Source organism: Embleya sp. NBC_00888 (genome assembly GCF_045207655.1).
GTDB lineage: Bacteria > Actinomycetota > Actinomycetes > Streptomycetales > Streptomycetaceae > Embleya.
In genome coordinates this window covers 4,027,710-4,050,976 of record NZ_CP108784.1, presented here as the reverse complement: position 1 = coordinate 4,050,976, position 23,267 = coordinate 4,027,710, and the positions used below count along the sequence as shown (strand labels likewise).

General features: G+C 71.8%; 24 protein-coding genes. 20 read left to right on the top strand and 4 right to left on the bottom strand.

Annotation, left to right across the window (positions count from 1 at the left end):
* Window positions 1-10 precede the first annotated feature (10 nt).
* Window positions 11-1,264, top strand: coding sequence for a CaiB/BaiF CoA transferase family protein (locus tag OG948_RS16805; protein WP_406297341.1), 1,254 nt, complete (start codon window positions 11-13; stop codon window positions 1,262-1,264).
* Window positions 1,265-1,498: 234 nt separating this feature from the next.
* On the opposite strand, the gene OG948_RS16800 is transcribed toward OG948_RS16805, so the two are convergent.
* A complete protein-coding gene (locus OG948_RS16800; RefSeq protein WP_406297340.1) occupies window positions 1,499-2,473 on the bottom strand; it encodes an SAM-dependent methyltransferase in 975 nt (324 codons plus the stop codon).
* Window positions 2,474-2,580: 107 nt separating this feature from the next.
* On the opposite strand from OG948_RS16800, the gene OG948_RS16795 reads away from it, so the two are divergent.
* From OG948_RS16795 to OG948_RS16785, 3 genes are all read left to right on the top strand, one after another.
* Complete coding sequence (locus OG948_RS16795; RefSeq protein ID WP_406297339.1) at window positions 2,581-3,759, top strand: sensor histidine kinase; 1,179 nt, start codon at window positions 2,581-2,583, stop codon at window positions 3,757-3,759.
* A 118-nt stretch (window positions 3,760-3,877) separates the two neighbouring features.
* Window positions 3,878-5,110, top strand: a complete 1,233-nt coding sequence (locus OG948_RS16790; protein ID WP_406297338.1) for a histidine kinase — start codon at window positions 3,878-3,880, stop codon at window positions 5,108-5,110.
* Complete coding sequence (locus OG948_RS16785) at window positions 5,107-5,805, top strand: response regulator (protein WP_402234511.1); 699 nt, start codon at window positions 5,107-5,109, stop codon at window positions 5,803-5,805. The genes OG948_RS16790 and OG948_RS16785 overlap by 4 nt, the downstream gene beginning before the upstream one ends.
* A gap of 124 nt (window positions 5,806-5,929) precedes the next feature.
* On the opposite strand, the gene OG948_RS16780 is transcribed toward OG948_RS16785, so the two are convergent.
* On the bottom strand, window positions 5,930-6,739 hold the full coding sequence (locus OG948_RS16780; RefSeq protein WP_406297337.1) for an SDR family NAD(P)-dependent oxidoreductase: 810 nt from the start codon (window positions 6,737-6,739) through the stop codon (window positions 5,930-5,932).
* Window positions 6,740-6,878: 139 nt separating this feature from the next.
* On the opposite strand from OG948_RS16780, the gene OG948_RS16775 reads away from it, so the two are divergent.
* From OG948_RS16775 to OG948_RS16720, 12 genes are all read left to right on the top strand, one after another.
* Entirely contained in the window at window positions 6,879-7,337 is a 459-nt protein-coding gene (locus tag OG948_RS16775) for a 2,4'-dihydroxyacetophenone dioxygenase family protein (protein ID WP_406297336.1), read from the top strand.
* 33 nt (window positions 7,338-7,370) lie between these two features.
* Window positions 7,371-8,552, top strand: coding sequence for a cytochrome P450 (locus OG948_RS16770; protein ID WP_395866812.1), 1,182 nt, complete (start codon window positions 7,371-7,373; stop codon window positions 8,550-8,552).
* Between the two features lie 324 nt (window positions 8,553-8,876).
* Window positions 8,877-9,314 carry a hypothetical protein gene (locus OG948_RS16765; protein ID WP_406297335.1) on the top strand — a complete coding sequence of 146 codons (438 nt, stop codon included), beginning with the start codon at window positions 8,877-8,879 and terminating at the stop codon, window positions 9,312-9,314.
* A 64-nt stretch (window positions 9,315-9,378) separates the two neighbouring features.
* A complete protein-coding gene (locus OG948_RS16760; protein WP_406297334.1) occupies window positions 9,379-10,317 on the top strand; it encodes a Rossmann-like and DUF2520 domain-containing protein in 939 nt (312 codons plus the stop codon).
* Window positions 10,314-11,174, top strand: coding sequence for a pantoate--beta-alanine ligase (panC, locus tag OG948_RS16755; protein WP_406297333.1), 861 nt, complete (start codon window positions 10,314-10,316; stop codon window positions 11,172-11,174). The genes OG948_RS16760 and panC overlap by 4 nt, the downstream gene beginning before the upstream one ends.
* Window positions 11,171-11,602 (top strand): aspartate 1-decarboxylase, encoded by a 432-nt coding sequence (panD, locus tag OG948_RS16750; RefSeq protein WP_406297332.1) that lies wholly within the window; start codon window positions 11,171-11,173, stop codon window positions 11,600-11,602. Before panC ends, panD begins: the two co-directional genes overlap by 4 nt.
* Window positions 11,599-13,248, top strand: coding sequence for an L-aspartate oxidase (locus OG948_RS16745; protein ID WP_406297331.1), 1,650 nt, complete (start codon window positions 11,599-11,601; stop codon window positions 13,246-13,248). The genes panD and OG948_RS16745 overlap by 4 nt, the downstream gene beginning before the upstream one ends.
* Window positions 13,245-14,135 (top strand): carboxylating nicotinate-nucleotide diphosphorylase, encoded by an 891-nt coding sequence (gene nadC, locus OG948_RS16740; protein WP_406297330.1) that lies wholly within the window; start codon window positions 13,245-13,247, stop codon window positions 14,133-14,135. Before OG948_RS16745 ends, nadC begins: the two co-directional genes overlap by 4 nt.
* A 109-nt stretch (window positions 14,136-14,244) precedes the next feature.
* Entirely contained in the window at window positions 14,245-15,033 is a 789-nt protein-coding gene (locus tag OG948_RS16735) for a type III pantothenate kinase (protein ID WP_020549599.1), read from the top strand.
* 90 nt (window positions 15,034-15,123) lie between these two features.
* Window positions 15,124-16,179, top strand: coding sequence for a hypothetical protein (locus OG948_RS16730; protein ID WP_406297329.1), 1,056 nt, complete (start codon window positions 15,124-15,126; stop codon window positions 16,177-16,179).
* Window positions 16,180-16,249: 70 nt separating this feature from the next.
* Window positions 16,250-17,758 (top strand): bifunctional lysylphosphatidylglycerol synthetase/lysine--tRNA ligase LysX, encoded by a 1,509-nt coding sequence (lysX, locus tag OG948_RS16725; RefSeq protein ID WP_395866828.1) that lies wholly within the window; start codon window positions 16,250-16,252, stop codon window positions 17,756-17,758.
* A 109-nt stretch (window positions 17,759-17,867) separates the two neighbouring features.
* Window positions 17,868-18,497, top strand: a complete 630-nt coding sequence (locus OG948_RS16720) for a GDSL-type esterase/lipase family protein (RefSeq protein ID WP_406297328.1) — start codon at window positions 17,868-17,870, stop codon at window positions 18,495-18,497.
* A gap of 21 nt (window positions 18,498-18,518) precedes the next feature.
* On the opposite strand, the gene OG948_RS16715 is transcribed toward OG948_RS16720, so the two are convergent.
* Window positions 18,519-19,409: a M23 family metallopeptidase gene (locus OG948_RS16715; protein ID WP_406297327.1), complete on the bottom strand. Its 891-nt coding sequence runs from the start codon at window positions 19,407-19,409 to the stop codon at window positions 18,519-18,521.
* 241 nt (window positions 19,410-19,650) lie between these two features.
* Between OG948_RS16715 and OG948_RS16710 the strand changes: the two genes are divergently transcribed.
* The 4 genes from OG948_RS16710 (at window position 19,651) to OG948_RS16695 (ending at window position 22,431) form a co-directional block, all read left to right on the top strand.
* On the top strand, window positions 19,651-20,007 hold the full coding sequence (locus OG948_RS16710; protein WP_406297326.1) for a BlaI/MecI/CopY family transcriptional regulator: 357 nt from the start codon (window positions 19,651-19,653) through the stop codon (window positions 20,005-20,007).
* Window positions 20,008-20,192: 185 nt separating this feature from the next.
* A complete protein-coding gene (locus tag OG948_RS16705) occupies window positions 20,193-21,128 on the top strand; it encodes a DUF11 domain-containing protein (protein ID WP_406297325.1) in 936 nt (311 codons plus the stop codon).
* A gap of 219 nt (window positions 21,129-21,347) precedes the next feature.
* On the top strand, window positions 21,348-21,857 hold the full coding sequence (locus OG948_RS16700) for an amino-acid N-acetyltransferase (protein WP_395866837.1): 510 nt from the start codon (window positions 21,348-21,350) through the stop codon (window positions 21,855-21,857).
* A gap of 232 nt (window positions 21,858-22,089) precedes the next feature.
* Window positions 22,090-22,431 carry an Lsr2 family protein gene (locus tag OG948_RS16695; protein ID WP_355542767.1) on the top strand — a complete coding sequence of 114 codons (342 nt, stop codon included), beginning with the start codon at window positions 22,090-22,092 and terminating at the stop codon, window positions 22,429-22,431.
* A gap of 114 nt (window positions 22,432-22,545) precedes the next feature.
* Here the strand turns inward: OG948_RS16695 and OG948_RS16690 are convergent, their stop codons facing one another.
* Window positions 22,546-23,259, bottom strand: coding sequence for an SCO3374 family protein (locus OG948_RS16690; RefSeq protein WP_406297324.1), 714 nt, complete (start codon window positions 23,257-23,259; stop codon window positions 22,546-22,548).
* Window positions 23,260-23,267: the final 8 nt, after the last annotated feature.

The following is a 23,267-nucleotide window of genomic DNA, read 5'->3' as shown; positions in this document are numbered from 1 at the left end:
GGAGGCAGCGATGAGTCAGGTCGAGTCGAAGGGTGGAGCCCCGCTCGCGGGGGTTCGCATCATCGAGTGTTCGATGCTGGGACCGGCCGCGATCACCTCGTCGCTGGTGGACCTGGGCGCCGAGGTGATCAAGATCGAGCCGCCGCAGGGCGACTACATCCGGGACATGACGTGGCCGATCGTGGAGGGCTCGTCGCTGATGCACCTCCACGTCAACCGGGGCAAGAAGTCCCTGGTCCTGGATCTGCGCAAGCCCGAGGCGATCGAGACGTTCAAGGCCCTGGTCAAGGACGCCGACGCGGTGATCGAGGCGATGCGGCCGGGCGGTCTGGCCCGGCGCGGGATCGGCTACGAGGACTTGAGGAAGATCAACCCGAGGATCGTGTTCTGCACGATCTCCGGCTACGGCGCCACCGGTCCGTACCGGGACATGCCCAGCCACGGCGTCGCCTACGACACCTGGGCAGGCGTCGTGAAGCCCGCGATCGACGAGGACGGCTTCCCGTACCTGCCCGAGCACGCCTCGATCGGCATCCACGCCGGTCCGATGTTCGGCGCGCTCGGTGTGCTCGCGGGCATCATCCGGGCCCGGGCCACCGGCGAGGGCAGCGTGATCGACATCGCCCAGTCCGACGCCGCCGCGTCGATGGACTGGCTGCGCAGCGAGACCTGGAAGGCGTACGAGCGCCCGGAGTCCGAGGTGACCGGCAACAAGTCGGACGACTACGAGCGCCGTGCGCCCGGCACCGGGGGCATGGAGAAGGGCGTGCGCTACCAGATCTACGCGACCAAGGACGACCGGCACGTGTTGTTCATGGCGTCCGAGCAGTCGTTGTGGAAGAACTTCTGCGAGGCGGTGGACCGGGCCGACCTGTTCGAGCGCTGGCCGGGCTCCAAGTACGCGGACCACGCGGTCGGCAATGTCGAGCTGCGAGGCATCCTGCGGGACATCTTCGCGACGCGCACCGCGCGTGAGTGGATCGAGTTCGGCAACGAGGCGAACACGCCGATCGCGCCGGTGAACACGCCGCAGACGATCGCCGAGGACCCGCAGTTCCAGCACCGGTTCCCGTGGATCGGCCAGGATCGGCTCGGCGCGGAGCAGCTTCCGTCGCCGCTCAAGTTCGTCGGCGAGACGCTGCCGGTGCCGGAGCGGGCGCCGACGGTCGGGCAGCACAGCGCGGCCGTTCTGGCGGACCTGCTCGGGTACGACGAGGCCAGGATCGCCGAGCTTCGGGCGGCGGGTGCGCTCGGGAACAGCTGAGGTTGGCCTCAAGCGCCGGCCGGGCTGAGGGGTGGCCTCAAACGCCGGCCGGGCTGGATTCGGTTGGCTTCCAGCGCCGGCTGGGCTGGAGGGATTGGCTTCCAGCGCCGGCCGGGCTTAGGGGTGGCCTCAAGCGTCGGTCGGGCTGAATGCGGTTGGTTTCCAGTGTCGGTCGGGCTGGATCGGTGGGTGCTCAGGGGTCGGCGGGGTCGAAGTCGGGCGGGCTCGGGTCGGTCAGGGGCGGAGGCGGGTGGGGACGCTCATGCCCACGCCCTGGGCCAGCCAGTGGAAGTCGCCGAGGCCGCCCTTCGCGGTGAGTTCGCCGGCCTCGCCCGCGTCGCGCAGGCCGGCGAGGTAGCCGGCCGGATCGGTGCGGGCCAGTTCGTACGGCGGTCGGTGGCCGACCACGCCCAGCGCGCGCAGCGCGTGTCGCTGCGTGGTCAGGAGCGTGTCGCGTGCCCCGGCCGCCTCGCCCGCCGCGGCCACCGCGTCCATCGCGACATGGCAGGTCACATCGCAGGTGCCGTCCGGAACCGGCGGCACCTGCCGGCCCTGCCGATACCCGGCGAGTGTGCCGTACGGCGGGCGCCCGTCGGCCAGGTGCCCATAGTCGATCGCCACCGCGACCCCCCGCTCCAGCCGCTCGATCGCGCCCGCCCACGCGAGGTCCCGCGGGTCGCCGATCTCCGCGCGCGTGCCCGGTTCCGCGCCGACCAGCGGCCACCAGCGGTCCAGCCAGCGCGCGTCCCGGTCGTCGGTGGCCGCGCCGAGCCGCTCGTGGCCCGAGCGCACGTCCACCTCGACCAGCCTGGGCACGCCGTGCCCGTCCACCTCCGCGACGTCGGCCGGCACGTTGTCCAGCCACTCGTTGGCGATCAGCAGCGCGGTCCGGTCCGGTGGGATCTCCGGCCCCCAGGCGATCGACGGCGGCAGGGCCTCCGGCCGGTCGGCGACGTCCACGCCGATCAGCTCCAGGTGCGGCGCGATCCGACACAGCGCGATCAGCAGTTCACCCCGCCCCGCGCCCACGTCCACGACGGTGTCCAGGCCCGCGGTCCGGGCGAGGTCGGCCAGCGCGCGGGCGAACAGCGGGGAGGCGTGTACCGAGGTGCGGAAATGGCCGGCGGGGCCCTCGGCCCGGCGGTAGAAGCCCTCGGCTCCGTACAACGCCCGACGGGTGGCTTCCTTCCAGGTCAGCCGTCGTTCCATCGCATCCGACGGTACCGGCCCCGGATCGCGCCCGTGCGACCGAGGTCGGTTCTGTGCCGGTCCGTCCGGAGTGCGAGCGAAGGAATGTGCCCGTCTACCCTGCCTGTGTGCATCACCTGTACGCCTGGCTCCGTGGACGCCCCCTGCTCGTGGACGGAGCATGGGCGCTGCTGCTGCTCATGTTCGGCCTGTTCGAGGTGATCATCGATCAGCCCGGGCCGCCCGACGTTCCGCATCTGATCGCGCTCGGCACGATGTCGATCGTGTTGCTGATCCGTCGGCGCAATCCCACCCTCGCGCTGGTGGTCACCGTCGCGATCGGGATCTTCCAGCTCTTCGACGACATACCGCCGGGCCTGGAGGCCCTCGCGATGCCCGCGATCGCCTACAGCGCCGCCGCGTACAGCCCGCGCTGGGCCTCGCGCACGGCGCTCGTGGGCGGGGTGCTCGCGCCGATCGCGGCGATGTTGCGCTGGTGGGACAACCCGGAAATACCGACCACCGGCATCGTCTTCTTCACGCTGCTGCTGATGGGCCCCTTCGTGATCGCGTGGGTGCTGGGCGACTCGATGCGCACCCGGCGGGCGTACTACATCGAGCTGGAGGACCGGGCCGACCGGTTGGAGCGCGAGCGGGACCAGCAGGCGCAGATCGCGGCGGCGAGCGAGCGGGCCCGGATCGCCCGCGAACTGCACGACGTGGTGGCGCACAACGTGTCGGTGATGGTGGTGCAGGCCGACGGCGCGGCGTACGCGCTGGACGGCGCGCCGGAGCTGACCCGCGAGGCGCTCGGCACGATCTCCGCCACCGGGCGCGAGGCGCTCGCCGAGATGCGCCGACTGCTGGGCGTGCTGCGCTCGCAGAACGAGGGCGACGCGTACGTTCCACAACCGGGCGTCGAGCAGCTCGAGGACCTGCTGGAGCGGGTGCGCAGCGCGGGCCTGCCGGTCGGTCTGACCGTCGAGGGGGTGCCGGTCGAGCTGCCTCAGGGCGTCGCGTTGACCGTGTACCGAATCGTCCAGGAGGCGCTGACCAACACCCGCAAGCACGGTGGGCCGAACGCCGAGGCGATGGTGCGGCTGCGCTATCTGGGCGAGGACGTCGAACTGGACGTGGGCGACGACGGCCGCGGCGCGGCGGCCCCGGGCGACGGGATGGGCCACGGTCTGGTCGGCATGGGCGAGCGGGTCGCGTTGTTCGGCGGTCGGCTGGAGACCGGACCCCGGTCGGGCGGCGGCTGGCAGGTTCGGGCCCGATTGCCGGTACGCCCGGGGGAGGGCGCCTGAGCCGTCCGGACGGCACCCCGGGTGTGCTCGCCGCATTGCCGGGTGCGACTTGTGGCGGAGGACCGATTCGGTACGTCGGTTGACGCGCGCACGACCCGGTGCCGCGTAGCGTCGAAGTGTGCAACGAATCTACGCGTGGCTGCGAGCGCACCCCTTGTGGGTCGACTCGGTGTGCACGATTCCGATCCTCGGCCTCGCACTGCTGCAGGTCGTCGAGGACACCACCGCACCCGCTCCGCGCTGGTGGTGGCTCGTGATCGTGATGCTGCTCAGCCTGGGCATGGCGCTGCACCGGGTGCGGCCCCTGACCGCGACCGCCATGGTCGTGGTCGGCGGGTTGATGCAGTTGGTCTGGGACGGCACGCTCACCTCGGCCAACTACGCGATGCTCGTCGCGCTGTACACGGCTGCCAAGTCCGGCCCGCGGTGGCTCTCGCGCATCGGGCTCGCGATGGTCCTGCTCGGGCCGGCGATCCTGCTCGGGCGCTTCCCGGAATCGAGCGACTCCTCGTTCCGCGACAACGTCATCGGTTTCGGCTTCCTCGTGGTGCTGCTCGCGATCGCGTGGGTGCTGGGCGATTCGATGCGCACCCGGCGGGCGTTCTACGCCGAGTTGGAGGAGCGGGCCACCCGGCTGGAGTTCGAGCGCGACCAGCAGGCGCAGATCGCCGCGGCGGCCGAGCGGGCCCGGATCGCCCGCGAACTGCACGACGTGGTCGCGCACAACGTGTCGGTGATGGTGGTGCAGGCCGACGGCGCGGCGTACGCGATCGACTCGTCGCCGGACCGGGCCCGCGAGGCACTGGGCACGATCGCGGCGACCGGGCGCGAGGCGCTGGCCGAGATGCGTCGGCTGCTGGGCGTGCTGCGCTCGCAGGCCGAGACCGACGCGTACGTACCTCAGCCGGGCGTGGACCAACTCGGCGAACTGGTCGAGCAGGTGCGCACCACCGGCCTCAACGTCGAGCTCCGGGTCGAGGGGGTACCGGTCGAACTGCCGCAGAGCGTCGCGCTGACCGCGTACCGGATCGTCCAGGAGGCGCTGACCAACACCCGCAAACACGCCGGCCCCGATGCCACCGCGACGGTCGGCGTGGGCTACGGGGAAGATGGACTGGAGATGGAGATCAGCGACGACGGGCGGGGCGCCGCGGCTCCCGGCGACGGGATGGGCCACGGCCTGGTCGGTATGCGCGAGCGGGTCGCGATGCTGGGTGGCAGGTTGCGGACCGGGCCCAGCGTCGGCGGCGGGTGGTCGGTCAGCGCGATGTTGCCCTACGCGGGCCGCCCCGACTCCTCGTCCGTCTCCTCCGGCACGCCCAACAGGACGACTCTTCAAGGAGCTCAGTGAGCATCAAGGTGATGCTGGTCGACGACCAGGAATTGCTGCGGACCGGCTTCACCATGGTGTTGCAGGCGCAGCCGGACATGAGCGTGGTCGCCGAGGCCGGCGACGGCGTCGAGGCGCTCGACAAGCTTCGGCACGTGGACGTCGACGTGGTCCTGATGGACGTGCGGATGCCCCGGATGGACGGGGTCGAGGCGTGTCGGCGGATCTGTGCCGAGGGTGGTGAGAACGCGCTGGTGCTGCCGGAGGGCCGGGCCCGGCCCAAGGTGCTCATGCTGACCACCTTCGACCTGGACGAGTACGCGTTCGCCGCGCTCAAGGCCGGGGCCAGCGGCTTCCTGCTCAAGGACGTACCGCCGCCGGAGCTGCTGTCCGGGATCCGCGCGGTGGCCTCCGGTGACGCGGTGGTCGCGCCGAGCACCACCAAGCGCCTGCTCGACCGGTTCGCGCCGATCCTGCCCAGCGACCACGAACCCCGGCCGGACGTGGTGGACGCGCTCACCGAGCGCGAGCTGGAGGTGATGATGCTGGTCGCCCAGGGCTTGTCCAACGCGGAGATCGCCCAGCGGCTGTTCCTGTCCGAGGCCACCATCAAGACCCACGTCGGCCGCATCCTGATGAAGCTCGGGCTGCGCGACCGGGTCCAGGTCGTGGTGCTCGCGTACGAGACGGGCCTGGTCAAGGCCCGGGGTCGCTAGGCCCTGTTCCGAGCACCGGTGTCCAGGATCGTGAACGCGGGTCGGGCGATCGCCCGACCCGCGTCGGTGTCCGGCCGGCCCGCGTCGGCCGGTCGATCGGTGGATCGGTCGGTGTGTCGGTGGATCAGTCGGTGTAGAAGCCGCCGTCCGGGTGCAACATCTCGCCGGTGAAGTAGGACGACTGGTCGCTCGCCAGGAACAGCGCCGCGTTGGCCACTTCGCGGGCGCTGCCCATCCGGCCCAGCGGCACGCTGCCGAGCAGGCGCTGCTCCAGTTCGGGCATCCCGCGCAGGACCGCCGTCATGTTGGTCTCGATGAAGCCCGGTCCGATCGCGTTGACCCGGATCCCGGCCGGTCCGAGCGCGAGCGCGGCCTGCTTGGTCAGCATCCACACGCCGGCCTTGGACACCGAATAGGCCGCCGAGCCGGCCTCGGGGTGCTTCGCGGCGATCGACGCGATGGTGATGATCGAGCCGCGCCGGCCGCCGGCCACCATCCAGCGCGCGGCGGCCTGGACCGCCAGCAGCGTGCCGGTCAGGTTCACGTCGAGCACGCGCTGCCACTCGGCGAGCGGGCTGTCCACGAATCGTTTGATCGGGTCCCGTTCGACCGCGGCCCGGTTGCTCGGCCGCCCGCTGACGTAGTCGGCCGTACTGATGCCCGCGGCGGTGACCAGGACGTCGATCGCGCCGAACGTGTCGATCGCGTGCTGCATCACCGTCCCGGTGTCCGTCGGGCTGCTCGCGTCGGTGTGCATGTAGGTGGCCCGCCGGCCACGCTTCTCGACCGCCTCGATGGTGTCCATCGCGGCTTCGTCGAGAAGATCGGCGACCACGATGTCGGCGCCCTCCTCGGCGAACCGCTCGCAGCACGCGCGGCCGATCCCGTTGGCGCCGCCGGTGACCACGGCGACCTTCCCGTCGAGCTGTCCCATCTCCCGCTCCCCATCTCCATCCCCCCGCGTGTGCGATCGATGGTGTTGCCCATCCCACGCGACCCTCGAAACTCCCCGATCCTTGAGGCATGCTGTTACGCCGTTACAGGAGCAGTGATCGCCTCCGGGAGGAACCCGCATGACCACCACCGCAGCCGGCCGCCCCGCCGTGCACATCGGGGCCGAGGACCTGCCGTTCGTCGAGATCGGCGACGGCAACAAGCTCAAGGTGCTGTGCGTCAAGGAGGACGAGGGCCTCTGGATCGTGGAGAACATCTTCCAGCCCGGCTTCGCCGTCGAGACGCACCGCCACACCGGCCCGGTCTACGGCTACACCACGTCCGGCGCGTGGAAGTACGCCGAGTACGACTACGTCAACCGGGCCGGCTCGTTCCTGTACGAGCCCGCCGGTTCGGTGCACACGCTCACCTGCGTCGAGCCCGACACCCGAGTGTGGTTCCAGATGTACGGCGCCAACCTCAACCTGGACGCCGAGGGCAACATCACCTCGGTCACCGACGGCGCCGGCACGCTGCGCGCCTACTACGCCCTGTGCGAGGCGCAGGGCTTCGGTCGGCCGAACGTGCTCGTGGGCTGACGACGTGCGATCCGCGGTTGCGAGGGAGACGCCATGACCAGCACGCCCGACCTGATCCGACCCGACCTCTACAGCCCCGAGGGGTATCTCGACGGGCCGCCGCACGCGCTGTTCGCCGAGCTGCGCCGGACCGATCCCGTGTACTGGCAGGACATCCCGGGGCAACCGGGCTACTGGGCCGTGCTCAGGCACGCCGACGTCGAGTACGTGTCGCAGAATCCGGCGATCTTCTCCGCCGAGGCCGGCGGGATCATCCTGGAGGACCTCGAACCCGAGCGGCTCGAAGCCCTGCGCGGCACGTTGTTGTCGATGGATCCGCCGCGCCACCGCGCGTACCGCAAGCCGCTGGTGAAGTCCTTCACCGCGAAGGTGGTCGGCGGCATGGAGGACCGGATCCGGACCATCTGCCGGGAGATCTTCGCGCGCGTGGGCACCGGCGACGTCGAGTTCGTGCACGACGTCACCTCCGGCCTGCCGACCCAGGTGATCGGCGAGCTGATGGGCCTGCCCGCGGCGGACTGGGACCACATCCACGAGCTGGCCGAGCGGAACACCGCGGGCGAGGGCGGCCGGGCGGCGATCGAGATGGCCCGCTACGCGATCGGCTTCGCCGCGCGGCGCCGGGCCGAGGAGCCGCGCGAGGACATCACCTCGCTGATCCTGGAGTCCGAGTTCGGTGGCCGGATGATGACCGACCTCGACTTCGGCCAGTTCTTCGTGCAACTGGTCACCGCCGGCAACGACACCACCAAGACCATGCTGTCCGCCGGACTGCACGCGCTGCTGAGCCATCCCGACCAGCTCGCCGCGCTGCGCGCGGATCGGGCCCTGGTGCCGGGCGCGGTCGAGGAGATCCTGCGCTGGGCCAACCCGCTGCACTACTTCCGCCGGACCGCCACCCGGGACACCGAGCTGCGCGGAGTGTCGATCAAGGCGGGCGACAAGGTGGCCATGTACTACACCTCGGCGAACCGCGACGAGGAGGTCTTCGCCGACCCGCAGCGCTTCGACATCACCCGCAGGCCCAACCCGCACCTGTCGTTCGGCTTCGCCGAGCACTTCTGTCTGGGCGTGCACATCGCGCGCCTGGAGGGCCGGGTGTTCTTCGAGGAACTGCTCGCGACCTATCCCACGATCGAGGCGACCGGCGAGCCCGAACGGTTGCGCTCGAACCTCAACAACGCGCTCACCCGATTGCCGGTCCGGCTCGGCTAGGGCCGGTTTCCGGCCAGGTCCCGGGTCCGGTCCGGGGGCGGTGTGGACCCGTACCGGACCCGGGACCGGTCCGGTCCGGGGGCGGAGTCGACCCGCCGGACCGGACGGATGGTGACTCGTGGTGACCGACGGTCACCGACGGCCGGAGCGCCCGATCTCGGCGGTGGCACGCGAGCGGTCCGACGGGGCCGCTCTCGCACCCTTCGCCGGCCGCGAGGCATGCGATCGCGGTCAAAAGGGGACACATAAGCGACCGACTCAGGGAAAGAAGAGGGCCGAACCCTCGCACCTGGTCAATCGTCACCGGTCTCCGGGAGGCTCCCCATGGGAAGCCGTCAACTGGTCATACGCGCGGGTCGACGCTGTGCGCTCGCGGTCGCCGCGATCGGAATCGTCGCGGCGGCCGGGGCCCTGGACGTCGGCTCCACCTCCTCGCCGTCACCCGAGCGCAGTAGTGCCGCCACGTCGGCGCAACCGACCACCCCCGACGCCCGACAGTCCTCCTCCGCCTACTCGCTGCAAACCCAGGGCGGCCCACGCAGCGTCCGGGTGGCCCGGGTGGTCACCGGCACGATGTTGTTGACCGGCCTCGTGCTGACCGCGCTCGGCGCGATCGGCATGCGCGGCCCCGAGCTGATCCGCCACCGGGTCGTGCGACGGGTCGTCCACCAGGCCGGCTCCTCCCGGTATCGGTGGCAGCCGCCCGGCGTGCCGCGGACCGGCCTGCCGACCAACCCGGGGACCGGCCCGCCCGGCGCGTGAGTACCCTGATCGGGCCAGTACTCGTCCGGTACCCGCCGCGGACTGGAACGGAAGGCTCGCTCGCGTGAACAACGACATCAACGCACGTCCGAATCCGCACGGCCGCTCGCCCGACCCCGCCGACCGCCCCGCGCGGCTGCGCGTGGGAGTCGTCGGCGCCGGCCGTGTCGGCCCGACCCTCGCCGCCGCCCTCGCCCTCGCCGGGCACTCGGTGGTGGCCGCCTCCGGGGTCTCGGAGACCTCCCGGCGCCGCGCCGAGGACCTGCTCCCCGGCGTCCCGCTGGTCACCCCGCAAGAGGTGATCGCGGCCTCCGACCTGACCCTGCTGACCGTGCCCGACGACGCGCTGGAGGCGCTCGTGCACGGCCTGGCCGAGACCGGCGCGATCAAGGCCGGCCAACTCCTGGTGCACGCGTCGGGCCGCTACGGCGTCGACATCCTGGAGCCCGCCACCCGCGCCGGCGCGCTGCCGCTCGCGCTGCACCCGGTGATGACCTTCACCGGCAGCACGATCGACCTCGAACGACTGGCCGGCTGCTCCTTCGGGGTCACCTCGCCCGAGCCACTGCGCCCGGTCGCCGAGGCGCTCGTGGTGGAGATGGGCGGTGAGCCGGAGTGGATCGAGGAGCGCGACCGCGCGCTCTACCACGTGGCCCTGGCCAACGGCGCGAACCACCTGGTCACCCTGGTCGCGCAGTCGATCGAACTGCTCGGCGCGGCCGGCGTGCGGGCCCCGGGCCGGATGCTCGGACCGCTGCTCGGCGCCGCCCTGGACAACGCGCTGCGATCCGGCGATCACGCGCTGACCGGCCCGGTCGCGCGCGGCGACGCGGGCACGGTGGCCGCGCACGTGGCCGAGCTGCGCCGGGTCTCGCCGGAGGCGCTCGCCGCCTACGTGGCGATGGCCCGGCTGACCGCCGACCGCGCGCTGAACGCCGGCCTGCTCAAGGCCGAGGCGGCCGAGGCGCTGCTGGGCGTGCTGGCCGAGGGAGGCCGACCGTGACCGCCGTGCGCCTGGCCCGGACCGCGGTCGAACTCACCGAGGACACCCGGCCGTACGGGGTGCGCGCCGTGGTGATGACGATGGGCGCGCTGCACCAGGGCCACGCGGCGCTGATCCGCGCGGCGCGCGAGTTCGTCGGCCCGAGCGGCCACGTCGTGGTCACCGTGTTCGTCAACCCGCTCCAGTTCGGCGCGGGCGAGGACCTGGACCGCTACCCGCGCACCCTGGACGCCGACCTGGAGCTGAGCGGGGAGGCGGGCGCCGACGTGGTGTTCGCGCCGTCGGTGGAGGAGGTGTACCCGGGCGGCGAGCCGCGGGTGCGGATCACTGCCGGCCCCACCGGCGCGGTCCTGGAAGGCGCCTCCCGCCCCGGCCACTTCGACGGCATGCTCACCGTGGTCGCCAAGCTCCTGCACCTGACCGCGCCGAGGGTCGCCTTCTTCGGCGAGAAGGACGCCCAGCAACTCGCGCTGATCCGGCGCATGGTGCGCGACCTGAACTTCCCCGTCGAGATCGTGGGCGTGCCCACCGTCCGCGAACCCGACGGGCTGGCCCGGTCCAGCCGCAACCGCTACCTGTCCGAGGCCGAACGGGAGAACGCGCTCTCGCTCAGCCGCGCGCTCGACGCGGGCGCCCGGCGCGCCGGCGAGGGCGCGGGCGCCGTGCGCGCCGCCGCCGAGGACGTGCTGCGCGCCGTGCTGGAACCCGACTATGTGGAGTTGGTCGACATCGACGACTTCACCCCGGTGGCCGCCGACCACGCCGGCCCGGCGATCCTGGCGATCGCGGCCCGCGTGGGCGCCACCCGGCTCATCGACAACGCCCGCCTGACGATCACGGGAGTCCCCCGGTCATGATGCGCACGATGTTCAAGTCCAAGATCCACCGCGCGACGATCACGCAGGCGGACCTCCACTACGTCGGCTCGATCACCATCGACGAGGATCTGCTCGAAGCCGCCGACATCCTCCCCGGCGAACTGGTGCACGTGGTCGACATCGACAACGGCGCGCGCCTGGAGACGTACACGATCGCCGGCCCGCGCGGCACCGGCGTGATCGGCATCAACGGCGCCGCGGCACGCCTGGTGCACACCGGCGACCTGGTGATCGTCATCGCCTACGCGCAGGTCACCGACGCCGAGGCGCGGGCGATGAAGCCGCGCGTGGTGTTCGTCGACGCGGCCAACACGATCACCGGCACCGGACACGACCCGGCCGAGGTTCTGCCCGGCGGCGAGACGGTGCGCGGCGACCGCGTGGTCCCCGCGCGGGCCGCGCAATGAACACGCCCGTACTGCCCGCGCGCCTGGCCGCACCCGATCCCGGGTGGACCGTGCGCGCGGATGTGATCGTGGTCGGTTCCGGGGTGGCCGGCCTGACCGTCGCGCTGCGCGCGCGCCGGGCCGGCCGAGTCCTGCTGGTGACCAAGGCGCAGCTCGACGAGGGCTCCACCCGCTGGGCGCAGGGCGGGATAGCGGCCGCGCTCGGCGAGGGCGACACCCCCGAACAGCACCTGCGCGACACGCTCGTGGCCGGTGCCGGATTGTGCGCCGAGGACGCGGTCCGGGTGCTGGTCACCGAGGGCCCGGACGCGGTGCGCCGACTGATCGACACCGGCGCCGAATTCGACCGGGGCCCGGACGGGGACGTGCTGCTCACCCGCGAGGGCGGCCACCTGCGCAACCGGATCGCGCACGCGGGCGGCGACGCGACGGGCGCGGAGATATCGCGCGCGCTGGTCGCCGCGGTGCGGGCCACGCCGGACATCGAGGTGATCGAGAACGCGCTCGTGCTCGACCTGCTCAAGGACGCCTCCGGGCGCGCCTGCGGGGTCACCCTGCACGTGATGGGCGAGGGCGCCCGGGACGGGGTCGGCGCCGCCGTGGGGCGGGCCGTCGTGCTCGCCACCGGCGGTATGGGCCAGGTCTTCTCGTCCACCACGAACCCCTCGGTGTCCACCGGCGACGGGGTCGCGCTCGCGCTGCGCGGCGGGGCCGAGGTCACCGACCTGGAGTTCGTCCAGTTCCACCCGACCGTGCTGTGGCTCGGCGCGGGCGCCGAGGGCCAGCAGCCGCTGGTCTCCGAGGCCGTGCGCGGCGAGGGCGCCCATCTCGTGGACGCGGCCGGCATCCGGTTCATGACGGATCGCCATCCACTGGGCGAACTGGCCCCGCGCGACGTCGTGGCCAAGGGCATCCTGCGCCGGATGGCCGAGACCGGCGCCGAGCACATGTACCTGGACGGTCGGCACTTCGGCGCGGACATGTGGAAGCACCGCTTCCCGACCATCCTGGCCACGTGCCGCGCGCACGGCATCGACCCGGTGACCGAGCCGATTCCGGTCGCGCCCGCCGCGCACCACGCGAGTGGAGGCGTACGGACCGACCTGCACGGACGGACCAGCGTGCCGGGGTTGTACGCGTGCGGAGAGGTGGCGTGCACCGGCGTGCACGGCGCCAACCGGCTCGCGTCCAACTCGCTCCTGGAGGGCCTGGTCTTCGCCGAGCGGATCGCGGCCGACCTGGCCCGGGACATGCCACCGTTCGCCGAGCCGGTCGCGCCCGGCGGTCCGACCGGGCTGCTCGGCGAGGCGGTGCGGCTGCCCCTGCAGCGGACGATGACCGCCGGTGCCGGGGTGCTGCGCGACGCGGCCGGGCTGGTCGGCGCCGAGGCCGAGCTGACCGCGTTGGCCGGTCGTACCAGCACCGACCCGTGCACGCAGACGTGGGAGACCACCAACCTGCACCTGGTCGCGAGCGCGCTCACCCGTGCCGCGCTGCTGCGCGAGGAGACGCGCGGCTGCCACTGGCGCGAGGACCATCCCGACCTCGACGACACCGCGTGGCGCGGAAATCTCGTCACGTCGCTGCGCGAGGGCGCCCTGCACGTCGCCTACCAGGCCTACGAACCCGAGGAGTCGACTCCGTGACCACCGTCGAGCTGTCCGCCGATCTCACGTCGCGCCTGGCCGAGGCCGGGCTCGACCCGCTCGCCGTCGCCGCGCTGGTGACCGCCGCCGTGGCCGAGGACCTCGACGGCGGGGTGGATGTCACCTCGGTGGCCACCGTGCCCGAGCACGCGCGCGGCCACGCCGAGTTCGCCGCGCGCGGGTCGGGCGTGGTCGCGGGCATCCCGGTCGCCGAGGCGGTCCTGGAACTGGTCTGCGGCGCCGACCTGGTGGTCGCCCGGCACGTCCGGGACGGCGACACGGTGACGCCCGGCACGGTGTTGTTCACCGCCGAGGCGAGCACCCGCGCGCTGCTCACCGCCGAGCGGGTCGCGCTCAACCTGCTGTCCCGGCTGTCCGGCGTGGCCACCGCCACCCGCGCGTGGGCCGACGCGATCGAGGGCACCGGCGCCTCGGTCCGCGACACCCGCAAGACCACGCCGGGCCTGCGCGCCCTGGAGAAGTACGCGGTGCGCTGCGGCGGCGGGGTCAACCACCGGATGTCGCTGTCCGACGCGGCCATGGTCAAGGACAACCACGTGGTCGCCGCGGGCGGCGTCGCGGAGGCGTTCAAGGCGGTGCGCGCGGCCTTCCCGAACGTGCCGGTCGAGGTCGAGGTGGACCACCTCGAACAGATCCCGCCGGTGCTGGACGCGGGCGCCGACCTGATCCTGCTGGACAACATGACGCCGGAACGCATGCGCGAGGCGGTGGCCTTGGTCGCGGGTCGGGCCCGACTCGAAGCCAGCGGCGGCCTCACCCTGGCGACCGCCCGCGTGGTCGCCGAGACCGGCGTGGACTACCTCGCGGTCGGCGCGCTCACCCACTCCGCCCCGATCCTGGACGTCGGCGTGGACCTGCGCGCCTGAGCGACCGGTACCGTTCACCGGATCAGCCGTCCCCGCTCGCCACCCCTCTCCTTCCCGAAGCCGCGCTCCGTCCCCCACGGCCCGAGCCAGAACACCAAGGACGCCCACGATGTTGCTCACCATCGACGTCGGTAACTCGCATACCGTGCTCGGCCTGTTCGACGGTGACGAGATCGTCGAGCACTGGCGCATCTCGACCGAGGCCCGGCGGACCGCCGACGAACTCGCGGTGGTCCTCGCGGGATTGCTCGGCCAGCACCCGCTGATCGGCGCCGACGGCATCGACGGCATCGCGATCTGTTCCACCGTGCCGTCCGTGCTGCACGAGATGCGCGACATGGTGCGGCGCTACTACGGCGACATCCCCACGGTCGTCGTCGAGCCCGGGGTCAAGACCGGCGTGCCGGTCCTGATGGACAACCCCAAGGAGGTCGGCACCGACCGGATCATCAACGCGCTCGCGGCGGTCAAGCTGTACGGCGGCCCGTGCGTGGTGGTCGACTTCGGCACCGCGACCACCTTCGACGCGGTCAGCACCAAGGGCGAGTACGTCGGCGGCGCGATCGCCCCCGGCATCGAGATCTCGGTGGACGCGCTGGGCGCGCGCGGCGCGCAACTGCGCAAGATCGAGCTGATGCGTCCGCGGAGCGTGATCGGCAAGAGCACGGTCGAGGCGATGCAGGCGGGCATCCTGTACGGCTTCGCCGGCCAGGTGGACGGCGTGGTCAAGCGGATGGCGGCCGAACTGTCCCCGGACGACCCGGACGCGGTCACCGTGGTGGCCACCGGCGGACTGGCGACGCTGGTGCTGGGGGAGGCCTCGGTGATCGATGTGCACGAACCGTGGCTGACCCTGATCGGCCTGCGGATGGTCTACGAGCGCAACGCGGCGGTCTGATCGGAGCCGGCCTCGCGGTCGGCGCCAAGTCGGAAAAACACACGCATCAAATAAGCCGGATTGTCCATCTCTCCGCATACAGTGCGTGGTATGCCGACGCCACATGGTGACCAGGGGATGGCCTTCAGCGCGCACGAGGTGCGGGTGCTGCGTCGCGCGCTGGCCGTCGCGCTGCGCGGAGGGCGCGACTCGGTCGACTTCTGGCTGCTCGGCCGGGCGATCGGCGAGGCGCAGGACGAGCGCGAACGGCTGCGCGCGTTCATGACGGCCGAACTGCGGCGCTATCGGGCCGCGCTGCCCGGGAGCGCGGCCGGCTTCCTGTCCTGCCTGCGCAACGCGGTGGACGAGATCGCGCACGTCCCCTCGGCCGAGGACCTGGCCGCCCTGCGCACCACCCTCGATCTTCCGTGCGGCGAACGCGAACGCGCGAGCCGCGCGGCCCTGCTCCGCCGCTGCACACACCTGGCCGAGGCCGACCTCGAACACCGTCTCGCCGCCCGAGCCCACCGCCGAGCCACCGCCGAAGCCACCCGAGCCATCCGCACCGACCCCTTGGACATCCTGATCCCCACCCGTCCCCGCCCCGCCCGGCCATCGCCGACACCGGCCGAGCACAAGCGCGACCGCACCCCGGAGCCGACACCGGTGCCGGTGCCGGTTCCGGCAAGCGAGCCCGAACCCCGCCCGGTCCTCGCCGAAGCACCCGTCGAGCAGGCCACGGACCCGACCGGTCCGGAGGCGACGGACGACGCCATGGACAGCACGGATGTCGCCAACGGCGCGGATCCGGCTGTCGGTACCGATGTCACGGACGGTACCGACGAGATCGTCGGTCGCGCCGTCGAGGACCCGCCCGAGGCCGAGCCCGAACCCCAGGCCGAGCCCGAAGCCGAGCACGAACACGGATCCGCACCCGACGCACCCGCGTCGCCCGAGCCCGAGGGCGCCGAGGTCGCGACCGACCGCGACGCCGGGAATTCGAACGCGACGGACGCACCCACACCCGATCCCGCGCCGGCCGCCGTCCCGCCCCTGGACGTCGACCCGATCCGCGAGGCCCTCTCGCCGGTCATCCCGCACCGCCGCCAGGGTCGCCCCCTCGGCCAACTCCCCGCCCCCGAGATCCTCCAGACCGGCACCGGCTGACCGGGACCCCACTTCCCATCCGGGCGGATATCGGTTCGGGGAGTCGGTTGGCCATGGGTAGCCTTGTCCCGTGACCGAGCAGAGCGCAGCGCAGCCGCAGATCGACGACCTTCCCGAGCAGATGCGGGTTCGCCGCGACAAGCTCGATCGGCTTCGGGCCGAGGGGACCGACCCGTACCCGGTCGGGTTCCCCCGCAGCACGACGGTGGGCGCGCTGCGTGCCGAGTTCGACGGTCTCGAGGCGGATGTGGAGACCGGGCGCCGGGTCGGCGTCACCGGCCGGGTGGTGCTCTACCGCACCGGCGGCAAGCTGTGCTTCGCGACACTGCGCGACGGTGACGGGGACATCCAGGTGATGGTCTCGCTGGACGGCGTCGGCGCCGAGTCGCTCGCCGCCTGGAAGAGCGATGTCGACCTGGGCGACCACGTCGGTGTCGAGGGCCAGGTGATCACGTCCCGCCGCGGCGAGCTGTCGATCATGGTCGACACGTGGGCGATCACGTCCAAGTGCCTGCGCCCGCTGCCGGACAAGCACAAGGGCCTGACCGACCCCGAGGCCCGGGTCCGCCAGCGCTACGTCGACCTGATCGTCAACGACGAGTCGCGCGCGATGTTGCGCACCCGCAGCCGGATCGTGCGCTCGATCCGCGAGTGGTTCGACACCAGGGACTTCCTGGAGGTCGAGACCCCGATGTTGCAGCCGGTGCACGGCGGCGCCACCGCGCGCCCGTTCGTCACCCACATCAATGCCTACGACATGGACCTCTACCTGCGCATCGCGCCGGAGCTGTACCTCAAGCGCCTGGTCGTCGGCGGCGCCGAGAAGGTCTTCGAGATCAACCGCAACTTCCGCAACGAGGGCGCGGACTCGACGCACAACCCCGAGTTCACCATGCTCGAGGCCTACCAGGCGTACGGCGACTACAACACGATGGCGACCCTCACCCGCGAGGTCTACCAGCACGTCGCGCAGGCCGTGTTCGGGACGCACACCTTCCGCTACGGCGACCGCGAGGTGGACATCTCCGGCGAGTGGCGCGAGATCACCGTCTACGGCTCGGTCTCCGAGGCCGTCGGCGAGGAGGTCACTCCCGAGACGCCGATCGAGACCGTGCGCAAGCTCGCCGACGCGCGCGAGATCGAGTACGACAAGGCGTGGGGCCAGGGCAAGTTGGTTCAGGAGATCTACGAGGCGCTGGTCGAGCACACCCTGGCCGAGCCGACCTTCGTGCGCGACTTCCCGATCGAGACCTCGCCGCTGACCCGCCAGCACCGCAGTGTGCCGGGCGTCGCGGAGAAGTGGGACCTGATCGGCTTCGGCATGGAACTGGGCACGGCCTACTCCGAGTTGGTCGACCCGGTCGAGCAGCGCCGGCGGCTCACCGAGCAGTCGCTGCTCGCGGCGGGCGGTGACGTCGAGGCCATGCGGATCGACGAGGACTTCCTGCGCGCGCTGGAGTTCGCGATGCCGCCGAGCGGCGGTCTGGGCCTGGGCATCGACCGGATGATCATGGCCTTCACCGGCCGCGGCATCCGCGAGACGATCCTGTTCCCGCTGGTGAAGCCGACCACCGACTGACCCGCCGGACGGCGCGGCGGAGCCCTCTCGGTGACGGATCGTCGCTCCCGAGGGGGCTCCTGTCCCATTTCCGGGCGCGTCACCCGTTCGTACGCATAGGGTCGGCCGCATGGAAGCAGCCCCCGATCTGCGGATCTGCGTCGCCGGCGACTCGTTCGTGCAAGGCGTCGGCGACCTCTCCGGCGGCGGATGGGTCGGTCGCCTCGCGGCCGAGTCCCGTCGCCGGGGCCGCCAGTTGACCGCGTACAACCTCGGTGTACGACTGGAGACCTCGGCCGACGTCGCGGAGCGCTGGTACGGCGAGGCGGTCCCGCGCATGCGGCACGCCGACGGCACCGGCATGGTGTTCGCGTTCGGCGTCAACGACGTCAAGGTCGAGCACGGCCGCCGCCGGGTCAAGCACGCCGACAGTGTCGCCAACCTCGACGCGATACTGGACACCGCCACCGGCGCCCGTTGGACCTGCCTGGTCGTCGGCGCGCCCCCGGTCCCCGGCGAGGCGAACGACGGCGAGGACGCGCTCGCCCTGGAGGAGGCATACGCGAAGACCTGCGCCGCGCGCGGCATCACCTTCGTGCCGCTCCAGCGCGTGCTGCGCGAGGACCCGCAATGGTGGGCGAGCATCGAGGCGTACGGCGACGGGGCGCACTGCGACTCGGTCGGCTACGCCAAGCTCGCCGGGCTGATCGCCGAGGGCGGCTGGTGGGACTGGTTGGACTCGCTCGCCCGCAGGGACTGAGCGGGCCGACCGAACCGGTGCTCAGGGCTTGACGCCCTTCTTCGCCGGCCACGAACCCGGGTCCACGGCGGCGCCGCCGCCGGGGTGCACCTCGAAGTGCAGGTGCGGGCCGGTGGAGTTGCCGGTGGTACCGACGTAGCCGATCACCTCGCCCGCCGTCACCGAGCCGGAGGTCTTCGCGAATCGCGACTGGTGGCAGTACCAGGTCCGGGTGCCGTCGGCGTGGGTGATCACGATCCGGTTGCCGAACGCGCCCGCGCTGCCGGCGGAGGCTATCCGCCCGGCGGCGGCGGCCTTGATCGGCGTACCGGAGCGCGCCGCGAAGTCCAGCCCGGTGTGCGTGTGCGCCCAGCGCGAGCCGCTGTTGCCGAAGCGGCCGGTCAGCGTGTAGTCGGAGGTCGGCAGTACCCATCCGGCGGCCCGCTCGGCCTTCGCGCGCTCGGCCTCGGCCTGCGCTGCCTCGGCCCGCGCCGCCGCCTGCCGCTCGGCCTCCTGGGCCTGCTCGGCCTCGCGGGCCCGCTCCGTCTCCCGCTCGGCCTCCTGTGCGCGTTCGAACTCCTGCGCCCGCTCCGCCTCCGCTCGTGCGGCCGCGTCCGAGGCCGCCGATTCCTTGGCCTGCTCCCCGGTGGCGCTCAGCACCGCGCGCTCCTGGGAACGGGCCGCGACGTCCGCACCACGATCGGCGAGCCGCTGTGCCGTGCCGGGATCGGCGCTCGCCGACCCGGCCGCGTGCTCCCGGCCCGCCCCCGAACCCGCGGTCTGGACGCCGGTGGTGACCGCGACGGCCGGCAGCGCGAGGCTCGAGACCACGGTGACCGAGCGACTCGGGCGCAGGCCCTTGAGCCGCGCGACGCGGTCGATCGGCTCGGACGTGGGCGTGGTCGTGGACGGAGCTTCGGGGGAGTGCGGCACGAATACCTCGGGGTTTCGACGACAAGGCCGGGATCAGTGGTAGCAATCTGCCGCATATCGACCAAGTCGTAATGGAGCGGACACTACGACGCCGCGTAGTAATCCCCGCCCACTCCCGGTCGGCGCGGATCATCGCTTTGTGACAAATCCGGACGAAACCGTGTCTACGATGCCGTATAGGAGATCGCGCGACGAGCGTGACGCAGTTCACGGCGCGACCAGGTTTCACGAAGGGCCCGCCATGAATCGTCTCGGTGAACTCGAAACCCAGGTGATGCTCCGCGTCTGGTGGCTCAATCGCCCGTCGTCGGTGCGCGAGGTACAGGAGGCGCTGCTGCCGGATCGTGAACCGGCTTATACGACCGTGATGACCGTGCTCGACAAACTCTTCCGCAAGGGCCTGCTGCGCCGCCGGTTGGCCGGTCGGGCCTATCTGTACGAAGCCGTGCGCTCGCGCGACGCGTATACCGCCGAGTTGATGCGCGCCGACTGGGTGGCGGGCGACAGTCGTGCCGGTGCTCTCGTGCACTTCGTCGAGGGCATGACGCCGGAACAGATCGAGGCGTTGCGCGACGCGTTGCGGGTCGCGCTGCCCTGAGTCGAACCCGCGTGGAGCCCGCGTCGAATCGGCCGCGACTTCGGGACTTCCCTGGGCTGATCGGAGGCCTTGTTAATTCGTACGGCGCAGCCGCGGTGCCCGTGGAGCGCAACTCTGCGTAATCGTATTAATGATCTACGTGAGAAATGCGGACTTCTGCACAGCGGAACGGAAAGTGGACCGACATGGTGCGAGCGAAAACCCGGGCGAGGCACGCCCTCGCGGTGGTCACTGTCGGCGTGACCGCCGCGATGGGCGCGAACCTGGCCGCGGCCGGCCAGGCGACCGCGGCGCCGCAAGCCCTGCCGCAACCGGTCGCGACGTCGTACGGCACCTCGTACACGACCTCGTCGGGCGTGTCGTACGGGACATCCCAAGGGTGGACGCTGTGGTCGTCCTCGCGGGTGCCCCCGCCACCGCCGTCCGGGACGACCGCGCTCGACGACGCGATGGCCGACCTGCGCGCCCGACTCGACCGGATGCGCGAGACGCTCGGGCTGGGCCCGCAGAGCACGCTCTCGGGCCTGCTGAGTTCCCTGGGCACGACGCTGCCGCCGGGCGTGACCCTGCCGGGCCGGCCCGACCTCGCCGACCTCGGCATCGACACGACCTCGGTGACGCAGCCGATCCAGCCGCCGGTCCCGAAGGCCCCGAAGGATCCGCCGCCGGTGACGCCGGACAAGCCGCCCGCCCCGCCGGTCGACCCGGCCTCGGCGGCGAGGCTGGAACTGCGCCGCACGGCCGACCGCGCGCAGGCCAAGCCCGGTGACACGGTCACCCACACGGTGACCGTGCTGAACTCCGGCGGTGCCGAGACGAAGTCCGCGGTCGTGCGCAACGCGTTGCCCGCGGGCGTGAAACCGGTGGAATCCAAGCCGTCGCAGGGTGAATTCGACACCGCGACCGGAGTGTGGAAGACCGGCCGGATCAAGCCCGGCTCCGCGATCACCCTGATTCTCGTGTTCAAGGTTCCGGAAGGCGCGGCCGGATCCGAGATGACCGCTCGTTCGAGTTTCGTCAGCGCACCGGGCGCGAAGCCGGTGATCGGCAACCCGTGCGGCGACGCTGCCGAAGCGGCCTGTGCGAGCACGCGCGTGGCCGAATCCGGGACCCGGGAATGACCGGGGGAATCCGCCCATATCCGGCCTGATCACTCCACGATCCGTGGACGGGGTCCGTCGGTATCGGTGCCGGATGTATGAAGAACCCGAGGTCCGGGCGGTGGGAAACCCCGCCCGGACCTCTGCTGTCGGTCCGGGTGTTTCCGCGGCCACCCGGGCAGATCGGTGGTAAACAGGGCGGAGCGGCGATGCCTATCGTGATCGCGATAGCGTCAGCCCATGGAAGTGACGATCCGACGTGCCAGAACGTCCGATGTGCGGGCCATTCGTCGCCTTGTGGATGGGTACGTGGGGCTGCGTATCCTCCTCGACAAACCAACTGTCACCCTCTTCGAGGATGTACAGGAGTTTTGGGTCGCGGAGCGGGACGCGGACAGTGAGGTGGTCGCGTGCGGGGCGCTGCACGTGATGTGGGAAGACCTGGCGGAGGTACGCACTCTCGCGGTGGATCCGGTGTGCCGCGGGTCCGGAGTGGGCCACCTCTTGCTCACCAAACTCCTGGAGACCGCGCGTTGGCTCGGCGTTCGGCGGATATTCTGCTTGACCTTCGAGGTCGACTTCTTCGCGAAGCACGGCTTCGTCGAGATCGAGGAGACACCGATCGATGGCGATGTCTACAGTGAACTGATGCGTTCGTACGACGAGGGCGTCGCCGAGTTTTTGGATCTGGAACGCGTCAAACCCAACACCCTTGGCAACACGCGGATGCTGCTCCATCTCTGGCAGTGATCTCGATCCGCGTAGACCGGGCGAGTGTGGTGGAGATCGCGTGCCCCACGCCGGCGAACCTCTTGACGCTTCTTGCCCGTGACGGTGTGGTGTGCGGTGAAGTCGCAACCACAAACCCGGTAACGTATTGCCGACTCGACGGGTTCCGCGCGGGTGGGTTTGTATTTTCCCGCAGAAAGCGGTTTCCTTTTCTTGAGCTGGTTGTGAACCCTCCCGATGAAAGGGAATCCTGGTGGCACAGAAGGTCCAGATTCTTCTCGTTGACGACCTCGACGGCGGCAAGGCCGATGAGACGGTGACGTTCGCGCTCGACGGTGTCTCCTACGAGATCGACCTGAGCGCCACGCACGCAGAGCAGCTCCGCGCGGCCCTGACGACCTACGTCGAGGCCGGCCGTAAGACCGGTGGCCGGGTCGCGGCTCGCCGCGGCGTCCGCCAGGTGGTCAAGGGCGGTGCCGCCTCCGGCGACACCGCCAAGATCCGCGCCTGGGCCAAGGAGAACGGCTACGACGTGAGCGAGCGCGGTCGCGTGCCGGGCAACATTCGCGACGCCTACGAGAAGGCCCACGCCTGATCGTCGACGCCATCATCGAGCGGTGCCCTCCCCCGATTCGTTCGGGGGAGGGCACCGCTCATGTCGTTTTCCGGGAGCCGGCGCCGATGTCGGCGCCGGCGTCGCGGCCGGGCCTCAGGCCGGCGCCGGGCGGTGGTGGGTCAGCGGCCTGGGCTCGGTCGCCCGCGGCCTCGGGAACAGCCGTACGTGCTGGCACGCGTGCGCCAACGTGCTCAGCAGTCGGGTCACGTCCGGGAAACGCACGTCCACGTGCAGCACCGCGCCGAGGGCCGCGAGGTCCCCGGCGGGGCACACCCGGCCCGGGTCGACCGGTGGCCGCAACCAGCGCGCGTGCTCCCACGACCGCGGCCACGGTGCCCGCCACGTGGCGGGCCACGGCGACGGCGCGGCCACCGTGTCGCCCTCGCCGTACGCGCGAAGATCGAGGTCCAGATCGGCCCAGTCCAGCCAGTCCAGCAGCGCGGGCAGGTCGCCCGCGACCCCCGGGGCCACGAAGAACTGGATTCGGCCGGTCCCGGTCGCGGCCACCGGCCCGATCGGGACGCCGAGCCGCTCGGCCCGGTCCAGGGCCCGGACACCGGCCGCGCCGGGCACGTCCAGGACGTCGAACCGCACCCCCGCGGCCAGCCGGACCGGGGCCGACGGGCCGGCCGCCCAGTGGCCCGCGAGCACGCGCGGATCGGTGGTCGCGGCCGCGCTCTCGTGCGCCGGGTCGAGCGATCCCGGACCCGCCGGCCATCCGAGGGCGCGCGCGTACCAGAGGGCCTCGTCCAACGGGCCGGGTACGACGGGCGCCGAACGGGACGCGAAAACAAGCGTGGCTGCCATAACGTGTT

Bases quoted from the DNA above. Each gene is read 5' to 3' on its own strand.
- OG948_RS16775 (WP_406297336.1), top strand. From the start codon at position 6,879: ATGACCACCACCGCAGCCGGCCGCCCCGCCGTGCACATCGGGGCCGAG.
- OG948_RS16710 (WP_406297326.1), top strand. From the start codon at position 19,651: ATGAATCGTCTCGGTGAACTCGAAACCCAGGTGATGCTCCGCGTCTGG.
- OG948_RS16765 (WP_406297335.1), top strand. From the start codon at position 8,877: ATGGGAAGCCGTCAACTGGTCATACGCGCGGGTCGACGCTGTGCGCTC.
- OG948_RS16720 (WP_406297328.1), top strand. From the start codon at position 17,868: ATGGAAGCAGCCCCCGATCTGCGGATCTGCGTCGCCGGCGACTCGTTC.
- OG948_RS16730 (WP_406297329.1), top strand. From the start codon at position 15,124: ATGCCGACGCCACATGGTGACCAGGGGATGGCCTTCAGCGCGCACGAG.
- panD (WP_406297332.1), top strand. From the start codon at position 11,171: ATGATGCGCACGATGTTCAAGTCCAAGATCCACCGCGCGACGATCACG.
- OG948_RS16800 (WP_406297340.1), bottom strand. From the start codon at position 2,473: ATGGAACGACGGCTGACCTGGAAGGAAGCCACCCGTCGGGCGTTGTAC.
- OG948_RS16745 (WP_406297331.1), top strand. From the start codon at position 11,599: ATGAACACGCCCGTACTGCCCGCGCGCCTGGCCGCACCCGATCCCGGG.
- OG948_RS16805 (WP_406297341.1), top strand. From the start codon at position 11: ATGAGTCAGGTCGAGTCGAAGGGTGGAGCCCCGCTCGCGGGGGTTCGC.
- OG948_RS16780 (WP_406297337.1), bottom strand. From the start codon at position 6,739: ATGGGACAGCTCGACGGGAAGGTCGCCGTGGTCACCGGCGGCGCCAAC.
- OG948_RS16735 (WP_020549599.1), top strand. From the start codon at position 14,245: ATGTTGCTCACCATCGACGTCGGTAACTCGCATACCGTGCTCGGCCTG.
- OG948_RS16770 (WP_395866812.1), top strand. From the start codon at position 7,371: ATGACCAGCACGCCCGACCTGATCCGACCCGACCTCTACAGCCCCGAG.
- OG948_RS16700 (WP_395866837.1), top strand. From the start codon at position 21,348: ATGGAAGTGACGATCCGACGTGCCAGAACGTCCGATGTGCGGGCCATT.
- OG948_RS16690 (WP_406297324.1), bottom strand. From the start codon at position 23,259: ATGGCAGCCACGCTTGTTTTCGCGTCCCGTTCGGCGCCCGTCGTACCC.
- OG948_RS16705 (WP_406297325.1), top strand. From the start codon at position 20,193: ATGGTGCGAGCGAAAACCCGGGCGAGGCACGCCCTCGCGGTGGTCACT.